The 25,213-nt window shown below is 44.2% G+C and carries 29 protein-coding genes; 3 read left to right on the top strand and 26 right to left on the bottom strand.

Annotated elements, in window-relative coordinates; translation table 11 throughout:
- Positions 1–2: 2 nt before the first annotated feature.
- The 24 genes from CXF86_RS14040 to CXF86_RS13925 form a co-directional block, all read right to left on the bottom strand.
- Positions 3–485 (bottom strand): phage virion morphogenesis protein, encoded by a 483-nt coding sequence (locus tag CXF86_RS14040; RefSeq protein WP_102039274.1) that lies wholly within the window; start codon positions 483–485, stop codon positions 3–5.
- Entirely contained in the window at positions 486–758 is a 273-nt protein-coding gene (locus CXF86_RS14035) for a hypothetical protein (RefSeq protein ID WP_102039273.1), read from the bottom strand.
- Positions 751–2,181, bottom strand: a complete 1,431-nt coding sequence (locus CXF86_RS14030; RefSeq protein WP_102039272.1) for a phage minor head protein — start codon at positions 2,179–2,181, stop codon at positions 751–753. Before CXF86_RS14030 ends, CXF86_RS14035 begins: the two co-directional genes overlap by 8 nt.
- A 3-nt stretch (positions 2,182–2,184) precedes the next feature.
- Positions 2,185–3,876: a DUF935 domain-containing protein gene (locus CXF86_RS14025; protein ID WP_102039271.1), complete on the bottom strand. Its 1,692-nt coding sequence runs from the start codon at positions 3,874–3,876 to the stop codon at positions 2,185–2,187.
- Between the two features lie 2 nt (positions 3,877–3,878).
- Positions 3,879–5,411, bottom strand: coding sequence for a terminase large subunit domain-containing protein (locus CXF86_RS14020; protein ID WP_102039281.1), 1,533 nt, complete (start codon positions 5,409–5,411; stop codon positions 3,879–3,881).
- 65 nt (positions 5,412–5,476) lie between these two features.
- Positions 5,477–6,070: a DUF3486 family protein gene (locus CXF86_RS14015; RefSeq protein ID WP_102039270.1), complete on the bottom strand. Its 594-nt coding sequence runs from the start codon at positions 6,068–6,070 to the stop codon at positions 5,477–5,479.
- A 2-nt stretch (positions 6,071–6,072) separates the two neighbouring features.
- Positions 6,073–6,369, bottom strand: a complete 297-nt coding sequence (locus CXF86_RS14010; protein WP_102039269.1) for a VpaChn25_0724 family phage protein — start codon at positions 6,367–6,369, stop codon at positions 6,073–6,075.
- On the bottom strand, positions 6,369–6,671 hold the full coding sequence (locus tag CXF86_RS14005; RefSeq protein WP_180961071.1) for a DUF2730 family protein: 303 nt from the start codon (positions 6,669–6,671) through the stop codon (positions 6,369–6,371). The genes CXF86_RS14010 and CXF86_RS14005 overlap by 1 nt, the downstream gene beginning before the upstream one ends.
- Positions 6,672–6,682: 11 nt before the next feature.
- Complete coding sequence (locus CXF86_RS14000) at positions 6,683–6,898, bottom strand: TraR/DksA C4-type zinc finger protein (protein ID WP_102039267.1); 216 nt, start codon at positions 6,896–6,898, stop codon at positions 6,683–6,685.
- Positions 6,895–7,479, bottom strand: coding sequence for a hypothetical protein (locus tag CXF86_RS13995; protein WP_102039266.1), 585 nt, complete (start codon positions 7,477–7,479; stop codon positions 6,895–6,897). The genes CXF86_RS14000 and CXF86_RS13995 overlap by 4 nt, the downstream gene beginning before the upstream one ends.
- Positions 7,476–7,754, bottom strand: a complete 279-nt coding sequence (locus tag CXF86_RS13990; RefSeq protein ID WP_102039265.1) for a hypothetical protein — start codon at positions 7,752–7,754, stop codon at positions 7,476–7,478. Before CXF86_RS13990 ends, CXF86_RS13995 begins: the two co-directional genes overlap by 4 nt.
- The gene (locus CXF86_RS13985) at positions 7,751–8,371 is read right to left on the bottom strand and encodes a glycoside hydrolase family 108 protein (RefSeq protein ID WP_102039264.1); all 621 of its coding nucleotides are present in this window, start codon (positions 8,369–8,371) and stop codon (positions 7,751–7,753) included. Before CXF86_RS13985 ends, CXF86_RS13990 begins: the two co-directional genes overlap by 4 nt.
- Before the next feature lie 104 nt (positions 8,372–8,475).
- A complete protein-coding gene (locus tag CXF86_RS13980) occupies positions 8,476–10,095 on the bottom strand; it encodes a DUF2326 domain-containing protein (protein ID WP_102039263.1) in 1,620 nt (539 codons plus the stop codon).
- Positions 10,089–10,310, bottom strand: a complete 222-nt coding sequence (locus CXF86_RS23205) for an ABC-three component system middle component 7 (protein WP_102039262.1) — start codon at positions 10,308–10,310, stop codon at positions 10,089–10,091. The genes CXF86_RS13980 and CXF86_RS23205 overlap by 7 nt, the downstream gene beginning before the upstream one ends.
- A complete protein-coding gene (locus tag CXF86_RS13970) occupies positions 10,307–11,086 on the bottom strand; it encodes an ABC-three component system protein (RefSeq protein ID WP_102039261.1) in 780 nt (259 codons plus the stop codon). Before CXF86_RS13970 ends, CXF86_RS23205 begins: the two co-directional genes overlap by 4 nt.
- A gap of 185 nt (positions 11,087–11,271) precedes the next feature.
- Positions 11,272–11,709, bottom strand: coding sequence for a Mor transcription activator family protein (locus CXF86_RS13965; RefSeq protein ID WP_102039260.1), 438 nt, complete (start codon positions 11,707–11,709; stop codon positions 11,272–11,274).
- Positions 11,702–12,328: a gp16 family protein gene (locus CXF86_RS13960; protein ID WP_102039259.1), complete on the bottom strand. Its 627-nt coding sequence runs from the start codon at positions 12,326–12,328 to the stop codon at positions 11,702–11,704. Before CXF86_RS13960 ends, CXF86_RS13965 begins: the two co-directional genes overlap by 8 nt.
- A gap of 69 nt (positions 12,329–12,397) precedes the next feature.
- Positions 12,398–13,036 (bottom strand): DUF3164 family protein, encoded by a 639-nt coding sequence (locus CXF86_RS13955; protein WP_102039258.1) that lies wholly within the window; start codon positions 13,034–13,036, stop codon positions 12,398–12,400.
- 70 nt (positions 13,037–13,106) lie between these two features.
- On the bottom strand, positions 13,107–13,313 hold the full coding sequence (locus tag CXF86_RS13950) for a hypothetical protein (RefSeq protein ID WP_102039257.1): 207 nt from the start codon (positions 13,311–13,313) through the stop codon (positions 13,107–13,109).
- On the bottom strand, positions 13,303–13,863 hold the full coding sequence (locus tag CXF86_RS13945) for a helix-turn-helix domain-containing protein (RefSeq protein ID WP_102039256.1): 561 nt from the start codon (positions 13,861–13,863) through the stop codon (positions 13,303–13,305). Before CXF86_RS13945 ends, CXF86_RS13950 begins: the two co-directional genes overlap by 11 nt.
- Entirely contained in the window at positions 13,856–14,428 is a 573-nt protein-coding gene (locus CXF86_RS13940; protein ID WP_102039255.1) for a hypothetical protein, read from the bottom strand. The genes CXF86_RS13945 and CXF86_RS13940 overlap by 8 nt, the downstream gene beginning before the upstream one ends.
- Before the next feature lie 59 nt (positions 14,429–14,487).
- Entirely contained in the window at positions 14,488–15,216 is a 729-nt protein-coding gene (locus CXF86_RS13935) for an AAA family ATPase (protein ID WP_102039254.1), read from the bottom strand.
- A 76-nt stretch (positions 15,217–15,292) separates the two neighbouring features.
- Positions 15,293–17,515 carry a DNA-binding protein gene (locus CXF86_RS13930; protein ID WP_102039253.1) on the bottom strand — a complete coding sequence of 741 codons (2,223 nt, stop codon included), beginning with the start codon at positions 17,513–17,515 and terminating at the stop codon, positions 15,293–15,295.
- A complete protein-coding gene (locus CXF86_RS13925; protein ID WP_102039252.1) occupies positions 17,508–17,738 on the bottom strand; it encodes a helix-turn-helix domain-containing protein in 231 nt (76 codons plus the stop codon). Before CXF86_RS13925 ends, CXF86_RS13930 begins: the two co-directional genes overlap by 8 nt.
- Positions 17,739–17,975: 237 nt before the next feature.
- On the opposite strand from CXF86_RS13925, the gene CXF86_RS13920 reads away from it, so the two are divergent.
- From CXF86_RS13920 to CXF86_RS13910, 3 genes are all read left to right on the top strand, one after another.
- A complete protein-coding gene (locus tag CXF86_RS13920; protein ID WP_102039251.1) occupies positions 17,976–18,692 on the top strand; it encodes an XRE family transcriptional regulator in 717 nt (238 codons plus the stop codon).
- A 1,947-nt stretch (positions 18,693–20,639) separates the two neighbouring features.
- A complete protein-coding gene (locus tag CXF86_RS13915; RefSeq protein WP_157822931.1) occupies positions 20,640–21,854 on the top strand; it encodes a serine hydrolase domain-containing protein in 1,215 nt (404 codons plus the stop codon).
- A gap of 484 nt (positions 21,855–22,338) precedes the next feature.
- A complete protein-coding gene (locus CXF86_RS13910; protein ID WP_101092154.1) occupies positions 22,339–23,580 on the top strand; it encodes a C45 family peptidase in 1,242 nt (413 codons plus the stop codon).
- Between the two features lie 149 nt (positions 23,581–23,729).
- Here the strand turns inward: CXF86_RS13910 and CXF86_RS13905 are convergent, their stop codons facing one another.
- Both CXF86_RS13905 and CXF86_RS13900 read right to left on the bottom strand, forming a co-directional pair.
- Positions 23,730–24,356, bottom strand: coding sequence for a thiol:disulfide interchange protein DsbA/DsbL (locus CXF86_RS13905; RefSeq protein ID WP_101092153.1), 627 nt, complete (start codon positions 24,354–24,356; stop codon positions 23,730–23,732).
- A 16-nt stretch (positions 24,357–24,372) separates the two neighbouring features.
- Positions 24,373–25,194, bottom strand: a complete 822-nt coding sequence (locus tag CXF86_RS13900) for an SDR family oxidoreductase (RefSeq protein ID WP_102039250.1) — start codon at positions 25,192–25,194, stop codon at positions 24,373–24,375.
- Between the last annotated feature and the right edge of the window lie 19 nt (positions 25,195–25,213).

The following is a 25,213-nucleotide window of genomic DNA, read 5'->3' as shown; positions in this document are numbered from 1 at the left end:
CACTAACTTTGCAGTCTCTTACCAAGATGTGCCGCTATTATATCCATAACTTCCTCCCGCTCAAACGGTGCAACCCCTAGAAACTCTCTCGCGACGATCTCTTGATTAGGCATCATACTCTTCGCGCTTGTGAGCCCGCCAAACTGTTGCATGGCAGCGTATTCTTGATTACTACCCAGTTCTAGTTGATTGCGACCAATCTGATAATGCAGGCTATCAGCCAAAGTACCTGACTCGGTGAGAATGCGGTCGGTCCGTTGACCCTTTTTTATTTTTCGCTCAACTGTAGTACTACTGAGTTCGGCCCAGAGTGAACCATTAGGGGCTTGTTGTTCGATAAAGCGCTGCTGAGTGGATTCAAGCAAGTACTCACCAATGTCACCCAGTGCAGGCGTTAGGTTACCGCTTTGTTTGAGCAGGTTATTAAGGGCTTTGGTTATTGCTGTACGGCCCCTAGCTTCGACCTTGATATGAGTGCCAGCCATTTACTTGGGTTTTCCAATAGATTGCTCTCCATCGTCAGCTGTTATCTCCTCAAGTGGCGTGATGACATGAAGGCTTTCCCATACCTCACCAAACAACTCCAACTCACGGCCTTTAGCTTGCTGTTGTAATGTATCGATTTGCTGCTGCTTTTCTAAATAGCTTAACGTTACATCGTTAACTATCTCCAACGCGGCATCAACCAAAGGAGTTGGTAACCCTTGCTGTGGGTCTGCATCGGCTCTGTCGAGCATTGCAGCTAAGGTCTTATCCATTATTAGCTCCATTAGCGATAGCTTGTTCAACTAGCTTATCAAAATAGTTGGCAATATCTGCATTAAATTCTGCCAAGGCATTACGGTTTAACAACCAAGCGGCAAAGTGCTCGGCATGCCATTCTGCTGAATTAGTCCCGCCATAGCGGGTCAGTCCTTGAAATGCCGGAGCTGATGGGCCACCCGCTTTATAATGCACTTGATGACCTAACTCGTGTAACCAAGTCACAATGGTTCCGCTGTGACCTTTACTCTCACCATAGGTTCTAACGATATGGGACATTGAAAACTCAGGTTTCCCGCGCTTGTAAAATTCATGAGCTAAGGCAACCAATTGACGCAGCTCGTTTACATCCACTTTAGACAACGTTGTGGTGCTAGCGACTTTTACCACAACATGGTCAAAGTGCTTTGAGGTAAAGCCTCGGGTGTTTTTATAACCCCTTATAGCATAGAGATATCTGGGATTGTATTCACTCGGTTTAAGATAACCAAGTACTGCTTGCTCAATATCTTTTGCCCCTTTGTTGTAGAGACCCATTTCAGCCTGCTTAACAAAAACACTTCTAATATCGTGAATTTTAAGGAATTCACCCAATCTAGCGACTTGCGGGGCTGAGCTGTTTTTTGAAATAGCACTGAGCACTTGATTAAGACCATCGACATTGACACCTTTAACGGTACTAAAGGCTGTAGGTACCAGACGCTCTGGCACTTGATAAACCGGAGCCTTTTGTTTAGCAAGTTGTTGTTGCTTAGTCTGGTTAGCCGAACGCTTAGGAATGTAATCAAAGCCTGGATCAATCCCCTTTGGGATTTGATGCACTTCACCGGTGGTTTTGTCGGTCCAGTCACGAAGGCCATCGTTCGGCGCAGCAGCGGTGGTTAAGCCCTTCCGTTCAAGCTCTGACTGACTCACACCATAGATACGACATTTACAGCCCCAGCCATTTTGTGGGAAATGAGTTTGCCACCAAACATCTGACTTCGGCAGCAAGGTGTCATGCCACTTAAGATGCAATTCACGAGGATAACGGCTGTCACCGTGAGCATAGCGCCAATAGTCAAACTGCTGCAGCTGCTCATAGCGACCGGCGTTATAGCTCTGGCGCATATTGGTGTCGAAGATCACCTTAGCGCGCCAGCCAGCCTTGCCTGTATGCTGCCAGCCATGTTTGGCGACGATATTATTAAACTCTTTTTTAAACCAGGTCAGTGATTTCCCATCAGCTATGGCTGCATCAACCGCACGCCTAAAGTCATTAAGCAGATCATCTTTCATCGCCCCAGCTACACTAAAACCCGAGTTATGCCCATGCCGCCAAAGCTCCGTCCAGGACTCAGTAGGCACATTGAGCTTATTGCGAAAAAAGGTGATCTGTTCATTAAAAGGCAATGAGCCATCACGGGCGCTTGAAGGCATTAGTTATGCCTCACTCACATCATCGTTAACATCATACTGGCCCGCTAAATCAGCAGCCACTAAGGCTAGCTGCAACACTTCACTGGCTTCATCGATACTGAGATCTAACTCATTTAAGCTAACTTGCAGTGTCTCCAACGAATCCGCACTCTCGACTAATTTACGCACTTCATCGGTAAAACCAGCCAATATGGGCGACATGTTGGCCTGCAAGGTTGCAGACATAAGATCAACATCATCGACTTCTTGCCGTGCGTTTTCGCTTTGAGATTTAAGTGCCACGATCCGCTTGATGGCCATCTGCTTGAGTTTGGCCTGCGGTTCCTCAAAGGCTAATCCTGCACTTTTAGGTTTAGGTTCCGCTTTTGCCTGCTTAGTTAGCATCACCTCATCTTTCTGCGCCACGGGGATCTGCAATTTGTCCTGAGCCCAGGCTTGAGGAATAGCAAAACCAATATCGACCAGCTTAGGCAGAGATTCGGCATAGCCCTTAAGATCTTCGGCCTCAACCACGTTAAATACCAGGCGCGGGCTACGGTTCGGTGTGCGATAACTCTTACCATTGAGCATGTACATCGGCAGCACTAAGTCACGGCTTAAGGTGTTACCTATCTGTTTAAGATCTGAGTCCCGTAGCTCTTGACGCACTTCGTTATGGACATTCCCCAACGCATTAGTCGAGCTTTTACCGTCTGCCTGGCTGGTTAAGGTGCCTCCCAAAATGGTTTTAGATATGGTTTTCTCCATTAAAGAGATCATGTACTCAAACGGGTCTTTATTCCCCTTAGCCGCCTCTTTAAAATCAATTTCCATGCCTTTAGGGATAATGCCACCCGCGTTGTGGCCAATACTCATCACCGCTCGCAGTAGGGTTGCCTTCTCTGTTTTATCCGCCCCAGTGGGATATTTACCTAGGCGTAGTGGCAAGCCATAGATCTCTAAAAATTCGGCTAAGTCACGCACACCGTAGTTTTTAAACAGGAACGGCCAAGCTAACACGCGGGCTAAGCCGTTACGCCCCAGATAACCCGACTTAGTTTTATGCACATGACTGACCCAACCAAAGGGCTGTAAGGTTGCACCTTCAAGGGTGTTATCGCGCAGCCGCAGCTCGTTACGGTCAACAATGTTGTTAACACTGTTTGTGGTACTCGCATTAGTTTGGCCCGTCATGAACCAACTAGGATCTTTATAATTAAAGGCTTCGGGTAACCACAGCTTGCCCTGTTGCTGCCAGACGATTTCATTATTTGAAAAGCCTTTTAAGATAGCATCACTCATATCGAAGATGAGATCGTCTAAGATCTGCATGTCTTCAAGCTGCTCCGCCAACATATCAGCGTCTTTAATCTCGGCTGTAGAGGCATTACGCGGCGGTACTATCTGCCATTCAACATCGAGTAAGCTGCGGCGGCGCTTTTGCAATTCTGAGAAGATATGGCCATCTTTTTCTTCCATGTCTTCGGCAAGCTCACACTGCGCGATAAGGTCGCCTTGTTCAGCTTGGCTCAATATTCGGGCAAGTTTAGCCGGTGTTAAGCCACGGCTCGGGTGCTGAGCATAATGGCTATGCAGGTGCCCTAACTTGGCATTGTCGGTCTGCGATTTGACTAACACTTTCGCGCTTAGTTCTTTGACGCTAAAGCGGGTGCCGTTTCTATCAGTCTCAACTGTTTTGTTGGGTTCTATGGCCATGCTTAATAAGCTCCTCGGTCAAAACTGTGGTAATCACTCTCTTCATCAAAGTCATCATCGTCAGCGCTGCCTTTGCCAGGAATAGCGGTAAACTCAATCACGCCACCCTCCATCCAACTGGCACGTATGCCCATGGCTAAGGCCACTGCAAAGTCACCGTGGCGCTGTTGACCTGTGGTGGCGCTCTTGTCTGAGCCTTTATCTATTTTCGGGGTGCCGTTGCTGACTTTAATTTTGGCCATGTCATCGACAATGTCCTGATGCCTAGGAATGCTGAGGTTAAGATCTTCAAACTCGGCTTTGAGCTTGGGCATCCACTCGCGATACCAGGCTTCGCTTATCATCACTTGTTCGACCATGTCGGTGCCATAGCGGAACATCGCGGCCTCAGCCAAATAACCACCGTTCCCAGTGGCATCAAAGGCCATGCCCTGAAGACGCGGTAAGTTGTCGCAGATGTAGAACAATATTTCTCGCTGGGCGTCATAGGTCAGCTTGGCCAGCTCCACCACAAATGGCGTGCGTTTACTTAAATCAGGGGCTATCTCTAACGGCAGAAATATCGACAAATCACCACGGCGAGCAAAATCTTCACCAAAAGCGTGATTCCACAGCGGATTAAGCTTTTCTAGCTGTGGCTTTATCTGCTCACACCACTCTTTAACTTGAATATTACGGTGGGCCTCAGACCAGGTTTCAAAGTCCTCGGGAGCCTTAAAGGTAATAATCGGAATGGATTTATCTTTGACCATTGCCTCTTCAATGAGTACTCGCTTGATGTAGGTACCACCGCCCTGCTTTGGCACGCAGCCATACTCTTCAAGCGCATCCTCTTCGCAGGCGGTTGCCTTAAGCAGCCCCGCTTTCCAGTCATCCTCTAACTGCTGACTCCACTCAAGCTTACGAATTTGGCAGATACGTTGATACAAGCCCTCAGCACAGGCATCGTCGAGTGTAATACGATGCACGCTGTAATCTTTTTTACCCGCCCGGGAATCATTAATTAGTTCGTTAAATTGGTTATCTGTACCGTTATGGGTACTGATAAGTCGTACCTTAGCGCCCCACATAGTCAACGCTAATGCCGCTTTAAGCACTTCACCTAAACGGTCATGAAACGCTGCTTCGTCAATGGTGACGTTACCCTGCATACCACGCAGATTAGAGGGATTGGATGACAACGCTTGGATCTTAAAGCCAGAGTCGAAATAAATAGCGAAGGTGAGAATGTCTTTGTCTTCATCCTCATCACGAAAGATCTCTTCCTGAATTTCACCTGCAGCCTTGTTAAACGCTTTGGCCCACATGGCAGCCGCATCAATAAATTCACGCGCCATCTCCTTATTTGAGCCGACATAGAAGTGATTTGTACCACCCGCATTACGTGCAGCTGCTGCGGTGAGTACACCATCTGCTGCTTCAGCCCAGGTCAAACCGGTACGACGGGATTTTTCGGCAATTTTAAGTGGTGACAAATCCGCTATCCAGCGTTTCTGGTACGCCAGCAACACCTCGGCCGAGTCAAATTGTTCCATCTCAGCTTGCACAGCCTTAGCGACTTCTGAGCCCTGCGGGTGAGTTTCAATCTGTGCTGTATTCACTATGCGATACCCAATATTTGACGTTTAATCGAGTTAACAGCATCGGTTGATAGTCCTGCCTGGCTCGCCACTTTCACTGCAGCATTGGCGGCTTCTTCGGCGAAGACCTTACGGATCTCTTTCTCGCGTTTATGACTCGCCATCGCAGCCGATTCGAGGCGCTGCACCGCGAGCATGGCATCTTTAATCATGCCCACATCTGCCGCTTCGCCATCTTCGTTTAATAGGGCTTTAAACAGTTGCGAACGGGCCATTTCTAATATCAGTTTGGTGACTTCACCGGTGGGCTTATCGCCCAATTCAGCTGTCCAGACTTGGGTTATCTCACGCATTTCACGCAAACTTTTTCCCACTGCTTCCATCTTGCTGGCATAACGATTTAAACCTGCGCGGGAAAGCAGCTGTTCCTCCGGTAAGCCAGCAGCTTCAATCAGTGCATTAACCTCGTTGAGCAACTCCATTTGGGTAATAGACCCATCTCGTAAGCCAGAGTCTAAGGTCTTGCGGATCGCATCGGGCAGCAAGTCGACTTTAGAACGACGACCTCGGGTAGGATTTTCAGCGCTAGATGCCACAGGCTTCTTGTTAGTCATGGCTAATCACCGGCTCTGGGGCGTTTAATGCCTGGCACAAACGTGAGGCCGTCAACCACATCCTGACCGCGAGACTTAAGCTCGGCAATTAAATAGTTACCTTGAGGTTTCACCAAGACTAACCCTTGTTCTTCAAGCCAATAGAGCTGGGTTTTAACCGTGTCGTTACTCATTTCTACACCAAAACTGGCACAGGTATCGCGCACCATTGAATGGTTAGCACCAAAGCCCACCATGGCACCCAGCGCCGTCAGTATTGAACGGCGCTGGTGTTCATTTTTAATATCAATTAGTGCCATTAGCTTTTCTCTCTTAGTTCATTCTCGGTGAGCATTTCAGTCATGCGCTGCAGCGATTTAAGCTGGGGAGATACCGCTTTTAATTGGGCATTAACCTCGACCAGGTTCTTATCTAGGTGATGGAAATCATCTTTGCTTGGCAGTTGCTCTATATCGTTTTCTAGCTTGTCGACGCGCTTCTCTAACCGTTGGATATTGTCTTGCTTAGCGTAGGTTTTTGCCAGAATCCAGTTTGCACACAACAAGACCAGTGAGATGGTGGCGTAGATCTGCACCCAGTAGTTTTTGATAAACTCAAGCACATCTAGCTCCTTTATTCGTGCTGTTGCTGACATGGCACACAACGCACTGCCTGTAGGTTTGCAACTAATCTGTCAGTCCCAATTGAGCAGTGACAACTCAAACAGTAACGCACACCATCATGCTCATAAGGCTGTTCTATTTGATGGTTATGGCTTTGCTGGTTAGCCAATGCGTCATCGCGATGAAGCTGCTCTAGCTCACTCGCTCTATCAAACTGGTCACTCATTTAGCTATCCCAATATTGAATGGCCCTTTACTCAACAAGCCTTGCTGATGGCTCATCATCTGATTTTTGTCTTGGCTTCCTTTAGAGGAACCAAACCAGAAGTTAAGGATCTGTGGAATGGCGGCGGTCAATACGCCAATCACAGTGCTAAGCATGCCGAACAGTAAAGGGTTGATGTCTACCCCTTCAGCGGCATTGACTGCGTAATAAGCGAGTAGACCCGTGATGGTGAAGTAACCCAGTACAAACAAGGCTGACAGCAATATTTGTGGCCAACTATTTTGCTTAAACAGTTCACGGGCATTAGCTCTGTCTTGGTACTGCAGATCTTGCTCTTTAATGTTGAGTTCTTTGAGCTGCATCTTGAGCCCTGCATCGATGTTGCGCAGAGCAATAATCTGCTCTGGAGTCGCGTTCTTTATCTGCTTGGCTAACGCTTCAGGCTCTGTCTCATCACTGCCCAGTGCCAGCTGCACCGCGGAAATACCTAAAGCAGCAAATGGACCACCGATGATCTTACCCGCCAGCGGCGCTATGGCCGATATGGTTTTACCTAAATCAAAATCGTCAAACCAGCTCATGAATGGCTCCTTAGCATTTGATGGATCTCGTTGAGGGATTGCCTAGCAATGCCAGACGTTGAATTAGAGTGCTGCGCTCTACGCTTTAACCGCTCGGCCTGAATATCGACCCAGTTAACACTGTTCCAGCCCAGACGAAACTGGCTTTGCCAGGTGGCATCGTGACTGTAGAGAGGGCAAGGCGCTGAGGTGAATGCAGTAGATTCATGCTGTGACTCGAACACCAAACGCTGCTGCCGTCCCGTTTGATAACGTACTAATTGACGGCGATTCATGCGGAAGCTCGTATTGGAGTTTGTATAGCAGCTCTATACTGCCACCCAGGCCAGCCGTAACGGTTAGCCGCTTGATAGATAGCGAACTGGAGTTTAGTGATGCGATGCATCCAGCCCAATAAAAATACTGCTTGGCTAGGATCATTAATTACGATCCGGGCATATTTTCGCCCACGTCGAGCTAAATACAACGTCAGTAAGTCGTTATGATTATGGCGGTCGATTGCCGCCAAAGTATTAGGGCCGAGAATACCGTCTGGCTTGGCCTTTATTGCACGCTGCAGCATCTCAACAGCCAAGCTTGGCCCATGGTTTACCGCAGCATCAAACACGGCAATCGCTAATACATTTGGCAACTCATCACAGCGACACACACGCCAATAATCACGGTGATAGATACGCTTTGCTTTATCTAGAGTAAGGGTATTGAAATCAAGATTTGGATAGGCACGACGACTGAGGCCATATAGCGTTTCACCGCCACGGTCGGCAGCATGGTTAGAGTGTCCACCTTCAGCAGAGAGTATCCATTTAAAAGCCAGTTCAAAGCTCGGAGTAAAGAGCTGACTTAAATGCTGGTTTAACTTAGTTGCTATAAATGCTTGATGATGAGCCATAAAAAAACCGAGACAAGGAACATAGGTTCATTGTCTCGGTTTCAGGTGTTTAGCAGGATTGGAAAGGTTTCGGGATTAAAGTCCAAACTCATAGAATTTAAAATTTAGTGAGAAACTGTATCCCGTGTACCCCAGATTTTCTTAAATGCTGGCTTTTCATAAGTCAATTCAATAACTCTCTTAGAGATAATTTTATTCTGAGTTTCAATACTAAACCGAGTTATTTCATCCAGCGCAATAAACACTTGTTTTGATTGACCAATATACTCATTAATAATATTTTCAGTTGCTAGGACCTGAATCTGCTTAAACACTATCGTGTCATGGATAAGATAGGGTAATGCCGTTTTATTCAAAAGGGTCAAATCCAAAGAAATCATATTTGCATATGACTTGCCTGTACCGATATCTTTGCCATGAGAGAATGTGTAACTATCCTTATTAAAGCTCAACGTTGGAACAGCGCTACCTTCCGAGTAAAAAATTGCAATATATTCTGACAGCAACTCATTCACCTCAGCTTGAATGTCGCCCAGACATGAAATTAATATATCCTTACTCTCTTCCGCTATGTGCTTTTTTTCATCTACGGCACTGTTTGATGCATAGTTGAAGTTTATTTGGTTTTGTAGGTTCGTGACTTTTAGATGCTCTGAAAGTAACTCATCAACCAATTGCCCTGTCGAGCTACTAGCATTTGTTGAGCTCCTAATTTTATCACGTAGCGCCTCTGCAGCCCCAATGACCTCAGTAATACCTTCACCTAACTGTTCTTTTTCTTCATTAATATCCTTCTTAAGATATTGAGAGACTTTTCCATGAAAATTTTCAATTTGCTCTAGGCGACTTTCATTTACCCCAGGAAAGAACTCCACTAATCGATTAAAGTGCCGCTTATTAACTTTAGAGGAAAGGCTCAAGTTTCGGTCCACACGTGATAATTGTGACTCGAAACTACGCTTATCTCTCATAAGAGAGTCTATCCCCTCTTGCCTTTTCAGATTAATATCTGAAAGAAGGTTATTATAATTAATTGTACTATCATCTAGTGAAGATTTAATAACTCCAATATGCTTCTGAGTATTTTTAAGTTCTAACTCTGCATCTTTTAGTTCTTTTTTCTTTAATTGCTTTACAACATCAGTTTTAAAAGCACTCTTAATATTGGAGATTCTTTCTTCTATTTCTGCCTTTTTTATGTCAAAAGCTGCGATCAACTTATATTTTCTAAAAATTTTCAAAAGCACAGCAGTGCCTTCTCGCTTAGCCTCTCCCAGCCTTGCAGCAAGCGGAGCATTAGGGTTATCAGTCCCCCTGCCATAGACCCTTGTGAAAGGGCCAACTGTTTGCCTAAATGAAGGGAAATACTCATCAAACCCGTAATTTTTACAGAGGTATTGCTTAAACTCTTCAAGAGTAATTTCTATATACTTATCACCAATCCACTTTTTAACTTTATTTGGGTTCGCAATTTCTCGTATAAATAGCTGTTCAGTCGAATCAAACTCAAACCCTAGCGATAGTTCAAAATTTCCAACATGCTCTAAGATATTAGCATCTGACTTCAAGAGGCTTTCACCACCAAAAGCGAAGTCAATGAGGAGTAAAAATGATGATTTACCGATTGAATTAGTACCGTCACTAGGACCCACCACCACACTTAAATCTTTATTGAAAGTAACCTTTTCGCGAGATATAGCTGGACTGGAAATAAATTTTAACATTTCCTGATAACTCCTTTCCCATCATCCAAATCAATTTTATCTAATATATAAAGGACATCTATTGACCAGATAAACTCATCAATTGAATCAAAATGCTTCTTAGTTTTTTTATACAATTCAGAAAGGCTAATACACTCAAAGTCTTGACTAATGATGTATGTCATCTTGTAAATCATAGAATTTTCTAACGGTGTCGACTTAGATGGTGTGATCATTCTAAAGCCTCACAATTTTGAACAAAAAATGATGCAATAATATCTATTGCAGCCTCATCTTCTGTATTTGTTACATTTTTCAACCAATTTTTTAGCTCCCCATAAACTTGCAGCTTACTTAACCCTTGCTGCTTAAGCTTGACGTTAATGAGCTTGATCTGACCATAAATGGCTTCCGATTTATACGGTTCGTCCCTATCTAGCTCTTCAAATTGCTCTTTAATCACGTTGTAATATGCAACCACATTCGTTTCTATACTTCTTCTTAGTACAAGGCCAATTGACTTATCAACGCCATCATTAGTTTTTTCATGCACTCTTTTAGGACTATGACTTAGTTCACCAGCAGAGCTTAACTCTTCCTCGCTAAGCCCAGACAAATTATTAATAACATCAATAATTTCTTGTTCGAGCTGAACTGTAAACCATTGATTAGAAATCATTGCCTTCTTTTTAATGTGTAATTTTAGCTTACACATATCTTGATAGCCCTCAACAGTACGAGGTTTATCATACTTATCGTGGCAAGGTTGGCATAGTGCGATCATATTATCGATACTTTCTGTATCTTCGTGTAAAAGTTCTACATCTTTAAGCAAATCTTTTTCGCTTGGAGTTGGCGAGCTTGGATAAATATGAGCAACTTGGAAGCGATTAAAGTTTTTACCACCGACAACTTCAGTAAGTGGTTTTTTACAATAAGGCATAGGACACACGCTATTCACTTCTTGCAATAGATAGTTCTTCTCATTATCAGTTGGTTTACGTCTGCTCATTTATGGCTACTATATTAGGTTTAACACCTAAATTATGGCTAATTTTATAACTGATACTCTCACATAAATATTTTATTTTCAACAAGATAGAAGCTATAAACCTCATATCTCATTTACCTCCTCAACCCTCTTCAGTAAGGGCTAGAGAATTGTTTAATCAAAACACTTGGATCGCAGCTCAGTAGTCAAAACAATCTCCTCTGCTTCCTCGCCACAAACGCCGCTCTCTGCTCTGCAATGATCTGACTCACTCGGCGCTCAGTAAGGCCATAATCACGCGACAACGGCTCTAGATTATTACCTTTAAATTCACGCCAAATGCGGATATCACGCAGGGCATCTTTGAGGCGTTCGCCATTGGGGATATAAAGGTCGCGGCCACCAAGATAAGTGCTTAAAGTGGTGGCTAAGGCTTCGCTAATGGCCAGAGCATTACCGACCTTTTGCCCCTCAAGGGTGACTCGCATCAGCTCACAGAGGCTTTGCAGAGTTGATGGCCAGCGCTTTATAAAGTCGGTTCGCTCGTCTGGTTTGAGTGTTTGTAGGGTTTCGAGTGCCTGTTCGAGCTCAAAAGCACTGCTATGAATTAAATCCATTTGTTGTTTATCTATCATCTTATTCATAAGATAGCCCTCCGTTGGCTTGCATTAAATATAGCTCAACAATGTGGTTATAACTGGACAATTGATCGTGCTGTATATGTAGTAATTGTTCGCTGTCTTTTAAACGTTGAAGTAGTACGCGCTTATGCCACTGTTTTAGGCTTTCTAGTACTCTATTCGCTAGGGTTTCGGTGAGCCAAGCGGTACTGTCGACGCCCTGTTCTTTTTCTGCTGTGTGCGTTTTTTCAGCCTTAGCGCCTTTAGTTATGCGACGTACATAGGCATCGAGTGCCGTTTCACTGCGATCGTTAATAATATTGTGCTGGTACATGGTGATCCAGATTGCACGGATTTTATCGATTTGTGGCACTTTACTCTGACCCGATGCAGGGCTTAAACGCCCTTTAAACTGGTTTTTACTTTTCTTTGTTACCGGTTTAAACCCTTTCTGTTTGAAGCCCTCTAATGCTTGCTCTAGCTCTGGCAGGCTCATGGCACGCAATGAGTCTTTGCCGGTACTGGTCTTTAGCATGACTCTGTAAAGCTGCTCATCCAGATTTAAGTTAGCTTTGGCAACATTAATCAGCGTGATGAGTCGTTTTTTGTGGCTGTTGTTTGGCGCTGGTACATATGGATGCATATTGCCTCCTGATTAAACGCTGGGCTGTGGTTGCTGTTACAGCCCTTGGCGTTAGTTGCTGGATGATGATTAAAGTGAACTAATGTCCATTGGAAGCTGGTTGTATTTACCACTGGGCATACGCTCGTATAAACGCAGGTATTCACTGGTGCCGGTGACTTGTATCGCATCGGCAATGGCTTCCATCGCTTGTTTCCATTTAGTGTCATCGATATCGAGTTGACGTAGGCTCAGTACTTGGTTGACGTTTATGCGCCCTTGTTGATCGACTCGGAACGCGTGCTCTACCATGGCCATCAAACGTGTGTCGGCTCCCCCTGACCAGGAGTGGATACACTCATCTATCAGCGCTTTAGCTGTTTGAATGCGTTCGTCAAACACTCGATGTTCACCTACGGCGCGACGTATTTGATATTGTCCGTCAAAGCTAGTTAACGACACATTACCTTTACTGCCTCCAAATTTGACGCCGTATTCGCTGGCACTGAGATCGACAAAGTCGATGATCTGTCCCATGGTTGCCAGCTTAAAATCCAGCATGGCCTGACGTAGTACCTTGGCGGCGGTGACAATATCAGTCACCACATCGTCACGTATTTTGTCGACGGGTTTTATCTGCTCATCGGGGACTAGGTGCCCTAAGGCATTTTGTCGAAAACCAGCGGGGATAGTTTGCCTTTGGCTTTGATCATGATCTTGGTTGTTCATGCTTGTTTCCTCTTGATTAATTTAGTACTTACGGTTGGCTTGCTGCTTGAGTTGTAGGTAGAACCCATGGCTAATCGTCTATCCAACGGATACAAAAGCCAGCGAATTGGATCACATGACAACGGCGGCGAATACCTTTAACGTTTTCGATGATCTCGATGGCGTCTTGTTTAAAGTCACGACTTGGGTGAGCTATCAGGATCACTTTGTTTTTATTGCTAATGACCCGCATCCCGCGAAGACGCAACGCTGTGACGACATCAAATTTATTTTTCATTTTCACTCCTCGTTAAATTACTCGATGCAGCACTTGGCTGACCTTGTGTGAGTAGCCGGTTGTAACGTAATTCCATGGCTTTTAGCTCTTGCTTTAGCAACTCACACAGCTGCCTTAGGCCACCACCGTCTGTAACTGATTGACGCTCTAATCGGCTGTATACCGCGTCGGCGCTATAACGTTTAGCTGCTGTGGCATCTGTATTTACGGTCATGGCAATACGTTTAAACTGCTTTTTTATGGGCAAAACTGAGTGGTCGCAGCCACTTCGACAAGCACGATATAACCTTAAGCGGATCGGGTTGCTGGTTGAGGTATTCCCCTGGTGTTTGTCACATTGGTGTAGGGCTATGTCGCCTAAAATGGGACAATGCACCATACGGTTCATGTAGGCACCTTCGACAAGCTTCTGCATCCGTTTTAGATCGCCAGGATATTTGTCATTAATTAACTGGCTCACTACTGTTTTTGAGACGCCGAGCTCCTTGCCAACATGCTCTTGCCCATGAGCAGCGGCCTGTTCTTTGAGAATGTGTTGCCATTTATTCATGATTGTCATCCTTGAATGGGTAGAAAACTTGGTTGTTTTGATCCCACATACCGCCTCGCTGGGTTCTGGGGTACAAACGGCCGAGATCTATCATTAACCGAAATTTCACACATGATTTTCCTGTCGCATTTTTAGTGCGCATCACCCGCCTGACTAAGCCACTCTTCTCTAAATGCCATACATAGTTGTTTATGAGTGATTCAGATGCATCGGTGGTGGTTTTTAACAGGTTGACGGTGAACACTCGATGGATCCTGATTGCATTCCATAGCTGTTGTGAACGCGTTGATGCTTTTACTCTTCTAGGGCTTTTTCTTACCTTGGGTTGATCAACAGTGAGCATTTGGCGTTCGATACACGTTCGATAAATGTACCCTTTGTCTTTTACTCTTTTTTCAACAACCTCAATGGCATTCTTCCTTAATAATGTTCTCGTTAAACCGACAATCTTATTGGTTTTAACGTTGAGTAACTGTGCAATTTCTTTGCACGTAAACGAAGTTTTGTTACACATCAATCCCCACGCTTGATGCGTTACATTTCTGTTGTTTCCGAGGGTAGCCATTCTTCTATCCTTGATTTTTATTATTGAATTAGCGCACGGATATCAACGATGTTTAGTCGCTAACGACGGCCATGATTTAGGAACAACTGACCGTCGCCCCACAACTCTTTATCGATGAAATCTTTTTCGTTAGTCAGGGCAAAGCGTTCAATTTTTTCTAGGGCGATGAGTATTCGTCTAACTTCGCCGCCACTGCGCACTCGGATAAAATCCAGTAGGTCTTCACCGACCTTGATCCCCTGCTCTAGAAGCTCACAAGCAAACATGCTGACGTCTTCATTATCAGCGGGCATAAACTCCACCCACTCGCTGATACGATTGAACAGTTGTTTACGGTGGCTAATGCGACGTGCTATCTCCTCCATGCCGATAAGCACTACGGGTAACTCGGTGGCGTCGTAAAGGTCGCGGATGGTTTCCATGGTCTTGGCCTGCCCGATGATGTGATCTGCTTCATCAACGAAAAGTGCTATCTGTTGGTCATTCATGGTGTCGGTGATGAAGTCCACTGATTTACGCAATGGGTACATTGGCTCTGAACCTAGCTCCTTCATCACTCTGGCTAGAAATGAGCTTGGGGTGTCAGTGGCATAACAACGTACATAAACCGGAAGGTTCCCCATGGCAGTAAGCTGATTAAACATGTAAGTAACGGTGGTGGTTTTACCGAATCCACTGGCCCCATGAATAAGTCCTATACCAGGGGTTATTTCACTTCTACTTTGTAGATTCGAGAACATGTCTTGGGTACGTAGTACGTTTTTTACTTCTACTGTCTTATGTTTCATAATGTCGTTCCTTGAGGTTTGCTTTGGTTTTACTTGGGTTTAATCTGGCATTAACCAGGGTTTATAGGTTGAGCAGCTATTTCACTTGCCGGTGGGGCTGCTTGGCCTGTTTTAAAATTTTGTCTAATCGATTACGCTGCAACACGTTATTCAGTCGATATTTTTTAAGCCATTTTTGCTCTGTTTCATTGAGTTCACGGTCAAGCGAGTTTGCTGTGAGCATCGCTGCTTTCTCATGATCGCTACGTACAATACGACTCTCCTGCACAGCCTGACTTTCTCGTCGCATCTGCATTGCCTCACGTTGGCGCTCGATGGCCATGAGTTCTGTTTCACTCAGTTGATTTTGTTTCTGTATAGCGGCATTGCTTAGGCCATGAATGGCTGCATTGTTGTGACTGGTGATCTGTTCGAAGTGAGTAAGAGTGGCGCGATAGGCTTTCTTTTGTGCCAGTTCATCAGCATAAAGAGTGTTAATGCCAAACTCTTCCTGCAACCGTTTGGCTGTTTTACGAAAGGTGGCAAGCTCTTTCTGAGTCTGCTTACGACGCTCACGAAAGGCCACAGGAGAGATCCCTTTATTGACCAAATCCATGTTGACGGCGTCTACATACTCTTGCCAGCTATCTTCGGGGTACAGCGTGGCGCAACCGATATCATTAGGATCGATAAACACCCTCACCTGTTGGCGCTGCCAATGAACCTCCATTAGCTCAGGTGCGGTATATTTAACACCACCGGCTTTGATATAGCCGCGAGTGACCTTGGCGGTGCCAATAAAGTTAAGCAAGGTATCGAGCACATGCGGATTGGTGATCACGCGTTTTTGATAACCGGACTCTGCATAGAGCTCAAATGGTGTTTTAGCTAAGGTGTCATGTTCAACATGGTGATAGTCGAACTCTAGGTAGTCATTCAGTACCTGCTGCAGCTGCTCTGGAGTAAGGGCTAGCTGTAGTCTTTCGGCCTCGACTTTCTTTTTTCCTTGACCAATACGCTTGGCAAAATTATGCATAGCTTCAATCTGTTGTCGATCGTTAACGCAATGGCCGATGTAACCTGGCATCTTTTCCATTAATACACGGCTCATGGTGCCAAAGAAGCGCTCGATAAATGGTTTTTCCCAACCTGAAAATGCAGCCGCTTTAGAGATCTTTAAATCCAACATGTTGAAGATGGTGGTTGTTCGCTTTGACACGTAATCGCTACCATTATCGGTACGCATGATCGCGCCCTCTTCGGGTATTCCCCATTCAAGCAACGTTTTACGAAGCAATAAGCAGATAGCCTCACTATTAGAGGTGGGCGATACGATTAATTGAACCCGATGTGTGTAGGCATCTATCACCGCTACAACACTATGGCGGGTGAGTTTTCCATTAACGTTAAGCTCAATATCAGTGGGAGTTGAGTCAAACTCCCACACTTGGTTAGGCCCATCAATCTGTGGGTACATGGTGGAAAATAGTGGACGGTATTTGTCTGTGTATTTAGTGGGATTAGTGGTATATGCATGTTCTAATTCATGGGTTACTGCATATTGGTTTAACCAGCGTTTAAACGAGCTTATAGAGGGCAACTGCCAGCTATACTCTAAAGCCCTAACAACAGCCATATCTCGCACTTTGCTAGCTTGCTTTAATAGGTGTGGTTTTTTAGTGACCAACGCCAATAAGAATTCACCCAAGCGTGGTTGTTCATCAATTTTGGACTGCTTGACTGCTTTATACTGCACAGTTAGTCCGATTATACCTTGCTGACTATAAGCTTTAGACCAGCGATAAAGCGTTCTTTCAGCAGCTTGTTTAACGTGAGTACGTACATCTTCATCGGGTAAAATGAGTGCTGAATTAAAGCCTTTAACAAAAGCATTAATACCATCCGCTTTATTACCAGCATCAATATACGGTGCCATGAATTGCTCAAAGCTATTAATCACTCTTTCGCGTGCTCTGGCCTTTGCCTGCTTAGTTTCATTCAGACACATAAACTGAGTTAAACCTTGGCTTTTACTCTTTATGCGTTGATGCCTTGATTGTATTGCGAGAGCTGACTTTTGCTTTAACGTAGATTTGGCCGCAACGGTAACTGGGCTTGTATTACTCTCTACAAGCTTAGCCCGCAAGTATGCTTGAGTTTCAATAGGTAGGCTCTCGATATAGTATTCAAAGCCTTTACCTTGAACACACTTTTTCTTTGCCCAACATTCACGGTTAGCAAGCTTTCGATTGCCCTGCACTGTGGTGTACATGCCTGGCACATTGAGTAACTCTTGAAGCGTAAAATATTGCTTATCCATACTGATAGCCCATCAAGTCAAAACTAATTTCAACCGATAAGTCACGCAATATACTCTGCGACACTTTGCCCCATTTGGGCTTAATGCCTGTATCAGGTGCAAACATTTGTACGCACTTTTGGACCGTTCTTGGATTGTAGCCTTCCCTTAATGCCCATGAACGGCAGCTAAGTCCCCTTCTCATCAACGCCGCATGGACTTGATGAGCGTTTTCAATCTCCATCTAGATCGCTCCTTATTTAACAAATTTGTGATAACATTTAATTCGTTCGCATTGCGCAAGTTGCTGGAACATAAGAAAAGTAACGTTTATACGCACTGCGTACAAATGTAATGATACGATCACATTTGTACGCAGGTCAAGCATGTTTGCTCTGTTTCTTTCCTTATGTTTTACGAGTGTAATCACAGATGGCTTTTATTATTTAAATTCAGCAACATAGACAAAAAGAAACGATTAATGAAAAATGACAACAGTGTTTCTTTTCCAACAAAGGGAAAAGAAACGTTTGCAGAAAGATTGGAAATGGCTATTGGCAACACAAGCGTACGCGCTTTCGCAAATGCTATAGATATCTCTGAAGGGGCTTTACGAAAATATTTGAAAGGCTTATCGCTACCGCAGATTGATAAAGCTCTACTGATGGCAAAGCAAGCTAACGTTTCTCTTACTTGGTTACTTGCTGGAGAGGAGGAACTACCGAATACTCACAACGATTCTGAAACAGCCACAGCTGTTGCCATTAGTGAGTTTAATGAAGAGTTTATTCTTATCCCTGGCTATCATGTTGCAGTGAGCACAGGCCACGGAAAGCTATGCCCTGATGAACAGATTAAGCGCCATTTGGCATTTAGACGTAAGTGGTTAAAGTTCAGGGGATTTGTAGCTGACGGCCTAGCTGTTGTTTTTGCGTCTGGTGATTCAATGGAACCGACCATACATACTAACAACACACTATTAGTGAACACCGCAGATACGAAACTGACCGATGGCAGTATCTTCGTATTGCGTTTTGGTGAAGAGCTGTATGCCAAACGCCTACAAAAGCGCTTTGATGGGGATATCCTTCTAATTAGTGATAATAAGGAGTATGAAGATCAGATAGTGAAAGCTGATGAGATAGACAAACTCCACATAATCGGCAAAGTTGTCTGGATCGGAAAAGATCTCTATTAAACCAGGTTTAAAGCTGTCTCTTAGTCACATCTTTATGCACTAAAATATGCACAAATTAATCATTTATTGAATAAATTCGCACCGTGCTGATGTTGCGTTAATATTTGCTGATTATTTTATAGTCAAGATTAAGATGTAAAGCTAACTTATCGACTATCTGGATCACCTTGAAGCTCCTATTCAGCCTTGTTTTCGGATTTGTGTAGAAGAGTCAGGGTTTAAAGGGCTGTTAATCACTGTATTACAGTCCTTATCTTTATTTGCCAAAGTAACCGAACTTAAAGCCGCTATTGAACTAAGACTGCCAAATCATCCGATTTAACTAAATCCAGATTCAACCTCAGCATCAAATCACTCAAGCCCTACTACTAATGACTTTCCCAGCAGATCCTACGAGATCTCACCTATTCTCGGATCAATGCCCTAATTGCCATACCTAATGACTGGTTACAATTTGGCAAAATGTTTCACATGGTTTGGCAAATGAGACTGTTTCTCATCCTAAGAATTCTGTAGCGCGTCGCTTGGTTTGGGGATTAGTTTCGGATGGTTTGGGAAGTAAAGCCGGCTAGCCTTCGAATGAAGACTGATTACATTCTCTTAGTTTAAATTTGAGCTTCTGGCTGAATGGGTATTTTGAGGTGTGTTTGAAAATCATTCCTGCATTGTGTTATCTATCGCTTGCAGCGTGCTCATATGCAGATACTTCTGTGACACGCTGCAAGTACATCCTTGTAAGCTCGACGACAGCATCCTTGCTGTCAACGGCCACAGCTGCATCTACACCTGCTCATCTGCCTCTTCGATTTGGCTGTAATGGGTTGAGTTTCTTAACTCTTTTTTGCACCAAAACGATTCAGTCATACATGCCCAACCAAGCTCCGCTTGATTAAGGTCGTGGCGCTTCGCCCACACCAGAGCAAGAAGGACTGCTCGTCTGATGTGAATTGATTCACAAATGCCGCGATGGCATGGTCAATGATGTTCCCGACATCATATAGACATTTCCCATATCCATATGGGTCAGATGCCAAAGAGCGGCCTATCCTCCTTGCATCCACCATGACGCCCCCGACGAAGTTATCTCCCTCGTACTTATTCGAAATAACCTAACACTTCCGATGGGGTATTGGTGTTTTATGATTATGTTGTGGAACGGGAACTTTTGTGTTCTTAAATTTAAATCTCAAATGCTGAGAGTTTGCGCTTTTATAACCCAGTGTAGATGCGGCTGATGCCTGCGAAAACAGGCCAATTCTGTTCCCTACAGAATTTGGCATTCCCTCCATCCTTGGAGGTCAGACGTTTTCGTTGAGCCTACAAGGATGTGTTTACGGCGAGTCTCAGTAGCGTCTGCACATACGCCGACCGCATGTCATTGGAACCACTTTGGTCAGCAGCTAACGCATTTATGCCCCATTACGTGTTTTACATGGATATATCTCGAGGTTTAGCCGTTTGTATTTAACCTCAATAATCTAACCTCCAATACAGTGGCCAAATTCGCTATACCACTTCACAAAGCCTGATTTAGCAGAGCGTTGTTTTTCAAGTACGCTATTGGACAGATATTAATAGGTTCACTGAGCAAGCATTAATAGATAAGAAAATATAACGAATTAGACATTTCTGTGGCATTGAAAATGCTTATAACAAGCCTCTTATACGCAACTAAATAACCCACTGCTTTAGTTCGCTTAGTTCCCGCTAGCGCATTCCATCGTTCATCTAGACTGCATGCGTATGGACATTCCAGCCCTAATTATTGCCAAAAACAACTTGCCTGCCAGTTCTGCACCGCTCCTATTACAAAATCGAATAGTACATGGTTGTTATAAAGCTTCGTTATCAATTAAATTATCAACATTGATTAGGCTTAGTAACCAAGTAAAGCCGAAGCGTTCCATTTACAACTTAGTCGCGGCACAGCCCGCAAAGGAATTAACAATGAAAAAAGCAATCTTAGCAACCGTCCTAGTAGCAACAACTTTTGGAGCTGCATTTACAGCCTTTGCAGCAGACAAAGTCCCTTTGTCTAAGTTTTATGAAGGTTACACGGTAGAAGAAATTCCAGCCGATGCATTCCAACAGTGGCCTTATTACACATACGCATCAGCACATATTGCAGACTTCTTACGTTACGGCGTTCACAAGCTACCTGCATCTGATAACGCAGTAAAAGTTGAGCGTATTGGTGGTTTTGAGATCTCACCTGAGCTACGAAAAGTCCTGGTCGATACTCAGGTTAAGGCTTTCGTAGTAATGAAAGATGGTAAGGTTCTAGCAGAGCACTTCGATAATGGCTTTAAAGCCGGAATGCTAAATAACTTGCAATCGGCCTCTAAGACTTTCGTTGGTGTATTGCTCAGCCACGCTGTTGACTCTGGCAAGCTTTCACTCGATGAGATAGCTAAGACTTATTTGCCAGAGCTAGAAGGTTCTATCATTGGTGAAGCGACTATCAGCGAATTGGCATCAATGAACTCAGGTATTGAACCATTAAGCGACTACCACACACCAGGCTCTAATGGCTACGAGTGGGAAAAAGAAATCGGACTGCAAAATGCAGGTGAACCCATTGGTCATTTGAATGCTATCAAGGCTGCTAAAGCAACGTCATTCGAGCGCGGAACTAACTGGGACTACACTGACCAAAACTCAGATACGCTAGCACTCATAATCGCTAAGGTTGAAGGTAAGCCATTTGAGCAGTTAATTTCTGAACTACACAATAGTTACGGTGGTAATAACGAAATTCAAATTGCTAAAACGTCCGATGGCACAACGTCTCCATCATACGGGATCAACATAAGCGCATACGATTATGCATTATTCACTGGATACATTGCACAAGGCAAGGCGGGTAGTTCTTTCTATAAAGAGTTAAAGGACTCATCTAATGACGTACTTAACGTTACACCTGTAATTAAAGATGTATTTGCCGCTGCAAGCCCTACAACGTACGACATGCAGTCTTATACAATGCTAGATCAGGACATCATCTACTCTCATGGTTCATTCGGCCAAACTGGCTTTGCTGACATTAAATCTGGTTACTCAGTAATCTACCTATCGGACTGGTACACAAATACAGACGTACCGAGCCTACAAAAGCAGTTAATCAATGCAGTTGATGTGATTAACGAGTTGCGTACTAAGTAATACTCATTTCGTCAACTAAGTGGTCAGTAATGACCAAGCTAAAAAGCAGAGTGATACCACTCTGCTTTTTGCTATTGAGGCAGAAATATTGTTGGGGGTTCGTCAGAGTCTGGCCCCACTTATTACCCCTCACTCACTTAAAAAAATATGACTCCATCAGGTTGAATTAGACATTTCTGTGGCATTGAAAATGCTTATGAAAGCCTCTTATACGCAACTAAATAACTCACTGTTCTAGTTCTCTTAGCGTACTCCATCATTCATCGAGCTAGCATGCGTATGGACATTCCCGCCCCAATTATTGCCAAAAAGGATTTACCTGCTATTTCCGCACCCTTCCTATTCGACAATCGAATAGTACGTAATTGTTATAAAACTTCGTTATCAATTAAATTATCAACATTGATTAGGGCTTAGCAACCAAGCAAAGCCAAAGCGTTCCATTGACAACTTAGTCGCGGCAAAGCCCGCAAAGGAATTAAAAATGAAAAAAGCAATCTTAGCAATCGCAATAGTTTCTCTATTCTCTGGTTCTGCAATGGCAGAAGCGGGTCGAACTTCTACTGGTGTCAACGGCGTGACTATCGATTTGGTTGGTGACTTCTACAACCCAAATGACACACAAATGCTGCAAGAGACTACACCCGTCATTAAATTTGACGGACTCACAGTTGAAGGTGGTAAGCAGGTCGTTAAAGGTTACGTTGAAGCATTTGGCACAAACGTACACAAGGACGATATTGCAGGTAAATTAGCTCAGTTAAACGATGAATACAATGAAGCTGAACTTAAAGGCATCATCGCGACAATGGATTTACTTAAAGCTGACTTCCCTGGGTTGTTGAACTACTACCAGGGTATCGGTGAAGCGACAGGCTACACACTTGAAGAGACATATTTAGCAGCATGGGCTTCTGATGGTTTGTTTGCGAAGATGGTACAAGATGTGGGTAAGCATATCTTAGCCGACCTTAAAGAAAGTACAGATAAAACACGTGGTTGTACTGCTATTGGTTGGGACAACGGTGTCATAGGTCAAAACCAAGATATGCCTATCTCGCTAGGTGGTCACGGTGCTATTTTGAAAAGTGCTGACTTGATTGTTCATGCTCCAGAACCTTTCTTTAACGCTATCGCTATGGGTCGTGGTTTATCGACTACAGCTAATACAGTTGATGCGTTCCACGCAAGTGCTCTTGAAGATGGTGTACCTATGAGTGGCTTAGCTATGGCTATGGCTAATAAGTTCGATGATGCTAACGTTGCGAAAGATACATTACAGGACATCCGTACTAACTCTGCAGTAGCTCTTGGTTTAAGCGACCTTAAAGGTAACGTTATGCACATTGAGAACCAACTAGGCAAGAACATTGTCCTTGATGGTACGCTGCGTGGTTACACGGTTCACACTAACCACCCAATAGGTCAAGAGCAGGCACTTGTTGATACTTACGCTAACGGCGATGCACAAGCGTTTGACTATGCAGTTAAGACGACACTATGGCGCAATGAACATGCAGAAGTTGCGGCCAAGTTTAGCCCGACTAAAGATGTTGCCGCATTGAAAGACTTGTTCTTACAAAAGCCTTTGCTTAAATCACCTTATGAAGGCAACGAGTTCGTAACCACTAACGCTATCATTCATGACTTGAATGAAGGTTGTACTTACGGAACAACCTGGATGCCTAGCATGCAAGAATACACTCAAGTGTGTTTTGATAAGTAATCGTATCGAGGGGCGTTTAGGAAACAACGCCCTAGCGGGGATCTCTTGATTAGGCATCATGCTAAATGGGCTGCTGGCGTTTGTTGCTCGACGGTATAATAGACATAAAAAAGCCCACTCTAAGTGGGCTTCTAGTCTCAATTTAACGCTTAGTCTTCAAGCTGACTAAGATATTTAATCAACTCTGCGAGCGCTTCAGGTGACTGAGGTTGTGCTTTAATCAGGTACTGGCCATTAACGACTAATGACGGCACGCCACGAATTTCAGCTAATTGAGCTTGAGTGTCATAATTCATCAAGGCCAGTTTAGCGTCAGCAGAATTCATCGCTGCGTCTATCTTTTTAGCATCTAAGCCTTGGCTAACAAAAAATGATTTTAATTGGTCAGGGCGTGTGAATGCGTCCCCTTTTTCATGAATACGGCTAAAGATACTGCCATGAACTTGTTTAGTGACACTGAATTTCTGCGCTAAATAGTAGGCTTCTTGACTTAATATCCAACTCGTACGCCCAGCGCCAACAGGGGTTCTTTCAAATTGAATGTCATTTTCAAGCAAATGTGCCGTCTTTTCAAAAAGCGGGTCCTGCTTGTAGCAATGACCACAATTATAGGAAAAGAACTCTCTTATTACTGGCTTTTGTGCTTCAGGGATCCCACTGATTTTAACGTAATCGACACCTTCTACATATTCCTTGGCATGTGCGCTTTGTAACGGCAGTAACAAGGTGAAAAACGCCAATATTGCACTTCCTAAAAAGACTTTAAACTGCTTCATAACACTCCTTAAATATTTAACAGACAACCAGCATATCCATGGGATCACTGAACTGATATTCAAAATTGAGCTCTTTCATTAATCTATCGCTACTAATGATCTTTCCGCTACCGCTCTCTTTTATGAATTGTGGCGCAACTAAGCCCAAGTCTAAAGCCGCTTGTTGATAAAAAGACTGACGAGCGGGATGCTTCGGCGCGCAAACATTATATGTCCCGTTTGAGGTCGGCTCAAAAACTAATTTAGAGACCGCAAGTATGCAATCATTCAAATGAACGATGTTAACGGGTGCGTCGGGCTGAGACAGTTCAGTTTTACCAGCCAGAAAACGCCCAGGGTGACGTTCAGGCCCAACTAAACCCGCAAAACGAGCAATACAACTATGGCTTAGCGCTGAAAACATGGCTTCGGCTTGTAGCAGCTTGCCGCTAACCTCAGAATGAGCAACGGCATCTTTTTCAATCATCAGCTTTTCAAGTGAAGGGTAGACTCCGGTCGTACTGATAAAGATAATTTTTTGATAAGTGATATCGTGGATCAAGGTTTTTAATCTTGCCAGCTTAACTAAATAACCGTCAGGGTCTTTTCTTAAACTAGGCGGGATGTTGACCACCAAACAATCGGTATTGAGCGCGACTTTTATGGCGCCTTGATTTTGATCTAGTTGTTCGTCGAGCGATAAGTCTAATGTAAACCCATTAATACCATGCTCAGTAAGCAAAGCGGCATTTTCAGCGTTGCGTTTACTACCATTAACCCTAATTCCTTGCGCAACCATTGCCTGTGCTAACGGCAGGCCAAACCAGCCACAGCCCACAATACAAACTGACTTTATCATCTTTATCCTTACTTAAACT

The sequence above is a fragment of the Shewanella sp. GutCb genome (assembly GCF_002836135.1).
GTDB lineage: Bacteria > Pseudomonadota > Gammaproteobacteria > Enterobacterales > Shewanellaceae > Shewanella.
The sequence above is the reverse complement of the archived record's forward strand: the minus strand, read 5'-3'. Positions and strand labels throughout refer to the sequence as shown.

Excerpts from the sequence above, each read along its gene's own strand:
- CXF86_RS13945 (WP_102039256.1), bottom strand. The coding sequence starts at position 13,863 with ATGAATAAATGGCAACACATTCTCAAAGAACAGGCCGCTGCTCATGGG.
- CXF86_RS13910 (WP_101092154.1), top strand. The coding sequence starts at position 22,339 with ATGAAAAAAGCAATCTTAGCAATCGCAATAGTTTCTCTATTCTCTGGT.
- CXF86_RS13960 (WP_102039259.1), bottom strand. The coding sequence starts at position 12,328 with ATGCATCCATATGTACCAGCGCCAAACAACAGCCACAAAAAACGACTC.
- CXF86_RS14025 (WP_102039271.1), bottom strand. The coding sequence starts at position 3,876 with ATGGCCATAGAACCCAACAAAACAGTTGAGACTGATAGAAACGGCACC.
- CXF86_RS13990 (WP_102039265.1), bottom strand. The coding sequence starts at position 7,754 with ATGAATCGCCGTCAATTAGTACGTTATCAAACGGGACGGCAGCAGCGT.
- CXF86_RS13955 (WP_102039258.1), bottom strand. The coding sequence starts at position 13,036 with ATGAACAACCAAGATCATGATCAAAGCCAAAGGCAAACTATCCCCGCT.
- CXF86_RS14040 (WP_102039274.1), bottom strand. The coding sequence starts at position 485 with ATGGCTGGCACTCATATCAAGGTCGAAGCTAGGGGCCGTACAGCAATA.
- CXF86_RS14015 (WP_102039270.1), bottom strand. The coding sequence starts at position 6,070 with ATGACTAACAAGAAGCCTGTGGCATCTAGCGCTGAAAATCCTACCCGA.
- CXF86_RS13965 (WP_102039260.1), bottom strand. The coding sequence starts at position 11,709 with ATGAATAAGATGATAGATAAACAACAAATGGATTTAATTCATAGCAGT.
- CXF86_RS13995 (WP_102039266.1), bottom strand. The coding sequence starts at position 7,479 with ATGAGCTGGTTTGACGATTTTGATTTAGGTAAAACCATATCGGCCATA.
- CXF86_RS13920 (WP_102039251.1), top strand. The coding sequence starts at position 17,976 with ATGAAAAATGACAACAGTGTTTCTTTTCCAACAAAGGGAAAAGAAACG.
- CXF86_RS13905 (WP_101092153.1), bottom strand. The coding sequence starts at position 24,356 with ATGAAGCAGTTTAAAGTCTTTTTAGGAAGTGCAATATTGGCGTTTTTC.
- CXF86_RS13930 (WP_102039253.1), bottom strand. The coding sequence starts at position 17,515 with ATGGATAAGCAATATTTTACGCTTCAAGAGTTACTCAATGTGCCAGGC.
- CXF86_RS14020 (WP_102039281.1), bottom strand. The coding sequence starts at position 5,411 with ATGGAACAATTTGACTCGGCCGAGGTGTTGCTGGCGTACCAGAAACGC.
- CXF86_RS13935 (WP_102039254.1), bottom strand. The coding sequence starts at position 15,216 with ATGAAACATAAGACAGTAGAAGTAAAAAACGTACTACGTACCCAAGAC.
- CXF86_RS13900 (WP_102039250.1), bottom strand. The coding sequence starts at position 25,194 with ATGATAAAGTCAGTTTGTATTGTGGGCTGTGGCTGGTTTGGCCTGCCG.
- CXF86_RS13980 (WP_102039263.1), bottom strand. The coding sequence starts at position 10,095 with ATGTTAAAATTTATTTCCAGTCCAGCTATATCTCGCGAAAAGGTTACT.
- CXF86_RS14035 (WP_102039273.1), bottom strand. The coding sequence starts at position 758 with ATGGATAAGACCTTAGCTGCAATGCTCGACAGAGCCGATGCAGACCCA.
- CXF86_RS13970 (WP_102039261.1), bottom strand. The coding sequence starts at position 11,086 with ATGAGCAGACGTAAACCAACTGATAATGAGAAGAACTATCTATTGCAA.
- CXF86_RS13925 (WP_102039252.1), bottom strand. The coding sequence starts at position 17,738 with ATGGAGATTGAAAACGCTCATCAAGTCCATGCGGCGTTGATGAGAAGG.
- CXF86_RS13915 (WP_157822931.1), top strand. The coding sequence starts at position 20,640 with ATGAAAAAAGCAATCTTAGCAACCGTCCTAGTAGCAACAACTTTTGGA.
- CXF86_RS23205 (WP_102039262.1), bottom strand. The coding sequence starts at position 10,310 with ATGATCACACCATCTAAGTCGACACCGTTAGAAAATTCTATGATTTAC.
- CXF86_RS14030 (WP_102039272.1), bottom strand. The coding sequence starts at position 2,181 with ATGCCTTCAAGCGCCCGTGATGGCTCATTGCCTTTTAATGAACAGATC.
- CXF86_RS14000 (WP_102039267.1), bottom strand. The coding sequence starts at position 6,898 with ATGAGTGACCAGTTTGATAGAGCGAGTGAGCTAGAGCAGCTTCATCGC.
- CXF86_RS13950 (WP_102039257.1), bottom strand. The coding sequence starts at position 13,313 with ATGAAAAATAAATTTGATGTCGTCACAGCGTTGCGTCTTCGCGGGATG.
- CXF86_RS14010 (WP_102039269.1), bottom strand. The coding sequence starts at position 6,369 with ATGGCACTAATTGATATTAAAAATGAACACCAGCGCCGTTCAATACTG.
- CXF86_RS13940 (WP_102039255.1), bottom strand. The coding sequence starts at position 14,428 with ATGGCTACCCTCGGAAACAACAGAAATGTAACGCATCAAGCGTGGGGA.
- CXF86_RS13985 (WP_102039264.1), bottom strand. The coding sequence starts at position 8,371 with ATGGCTCATCATCAAGCATTTATAGCAACTAAGTTAAACCAGCATTTA.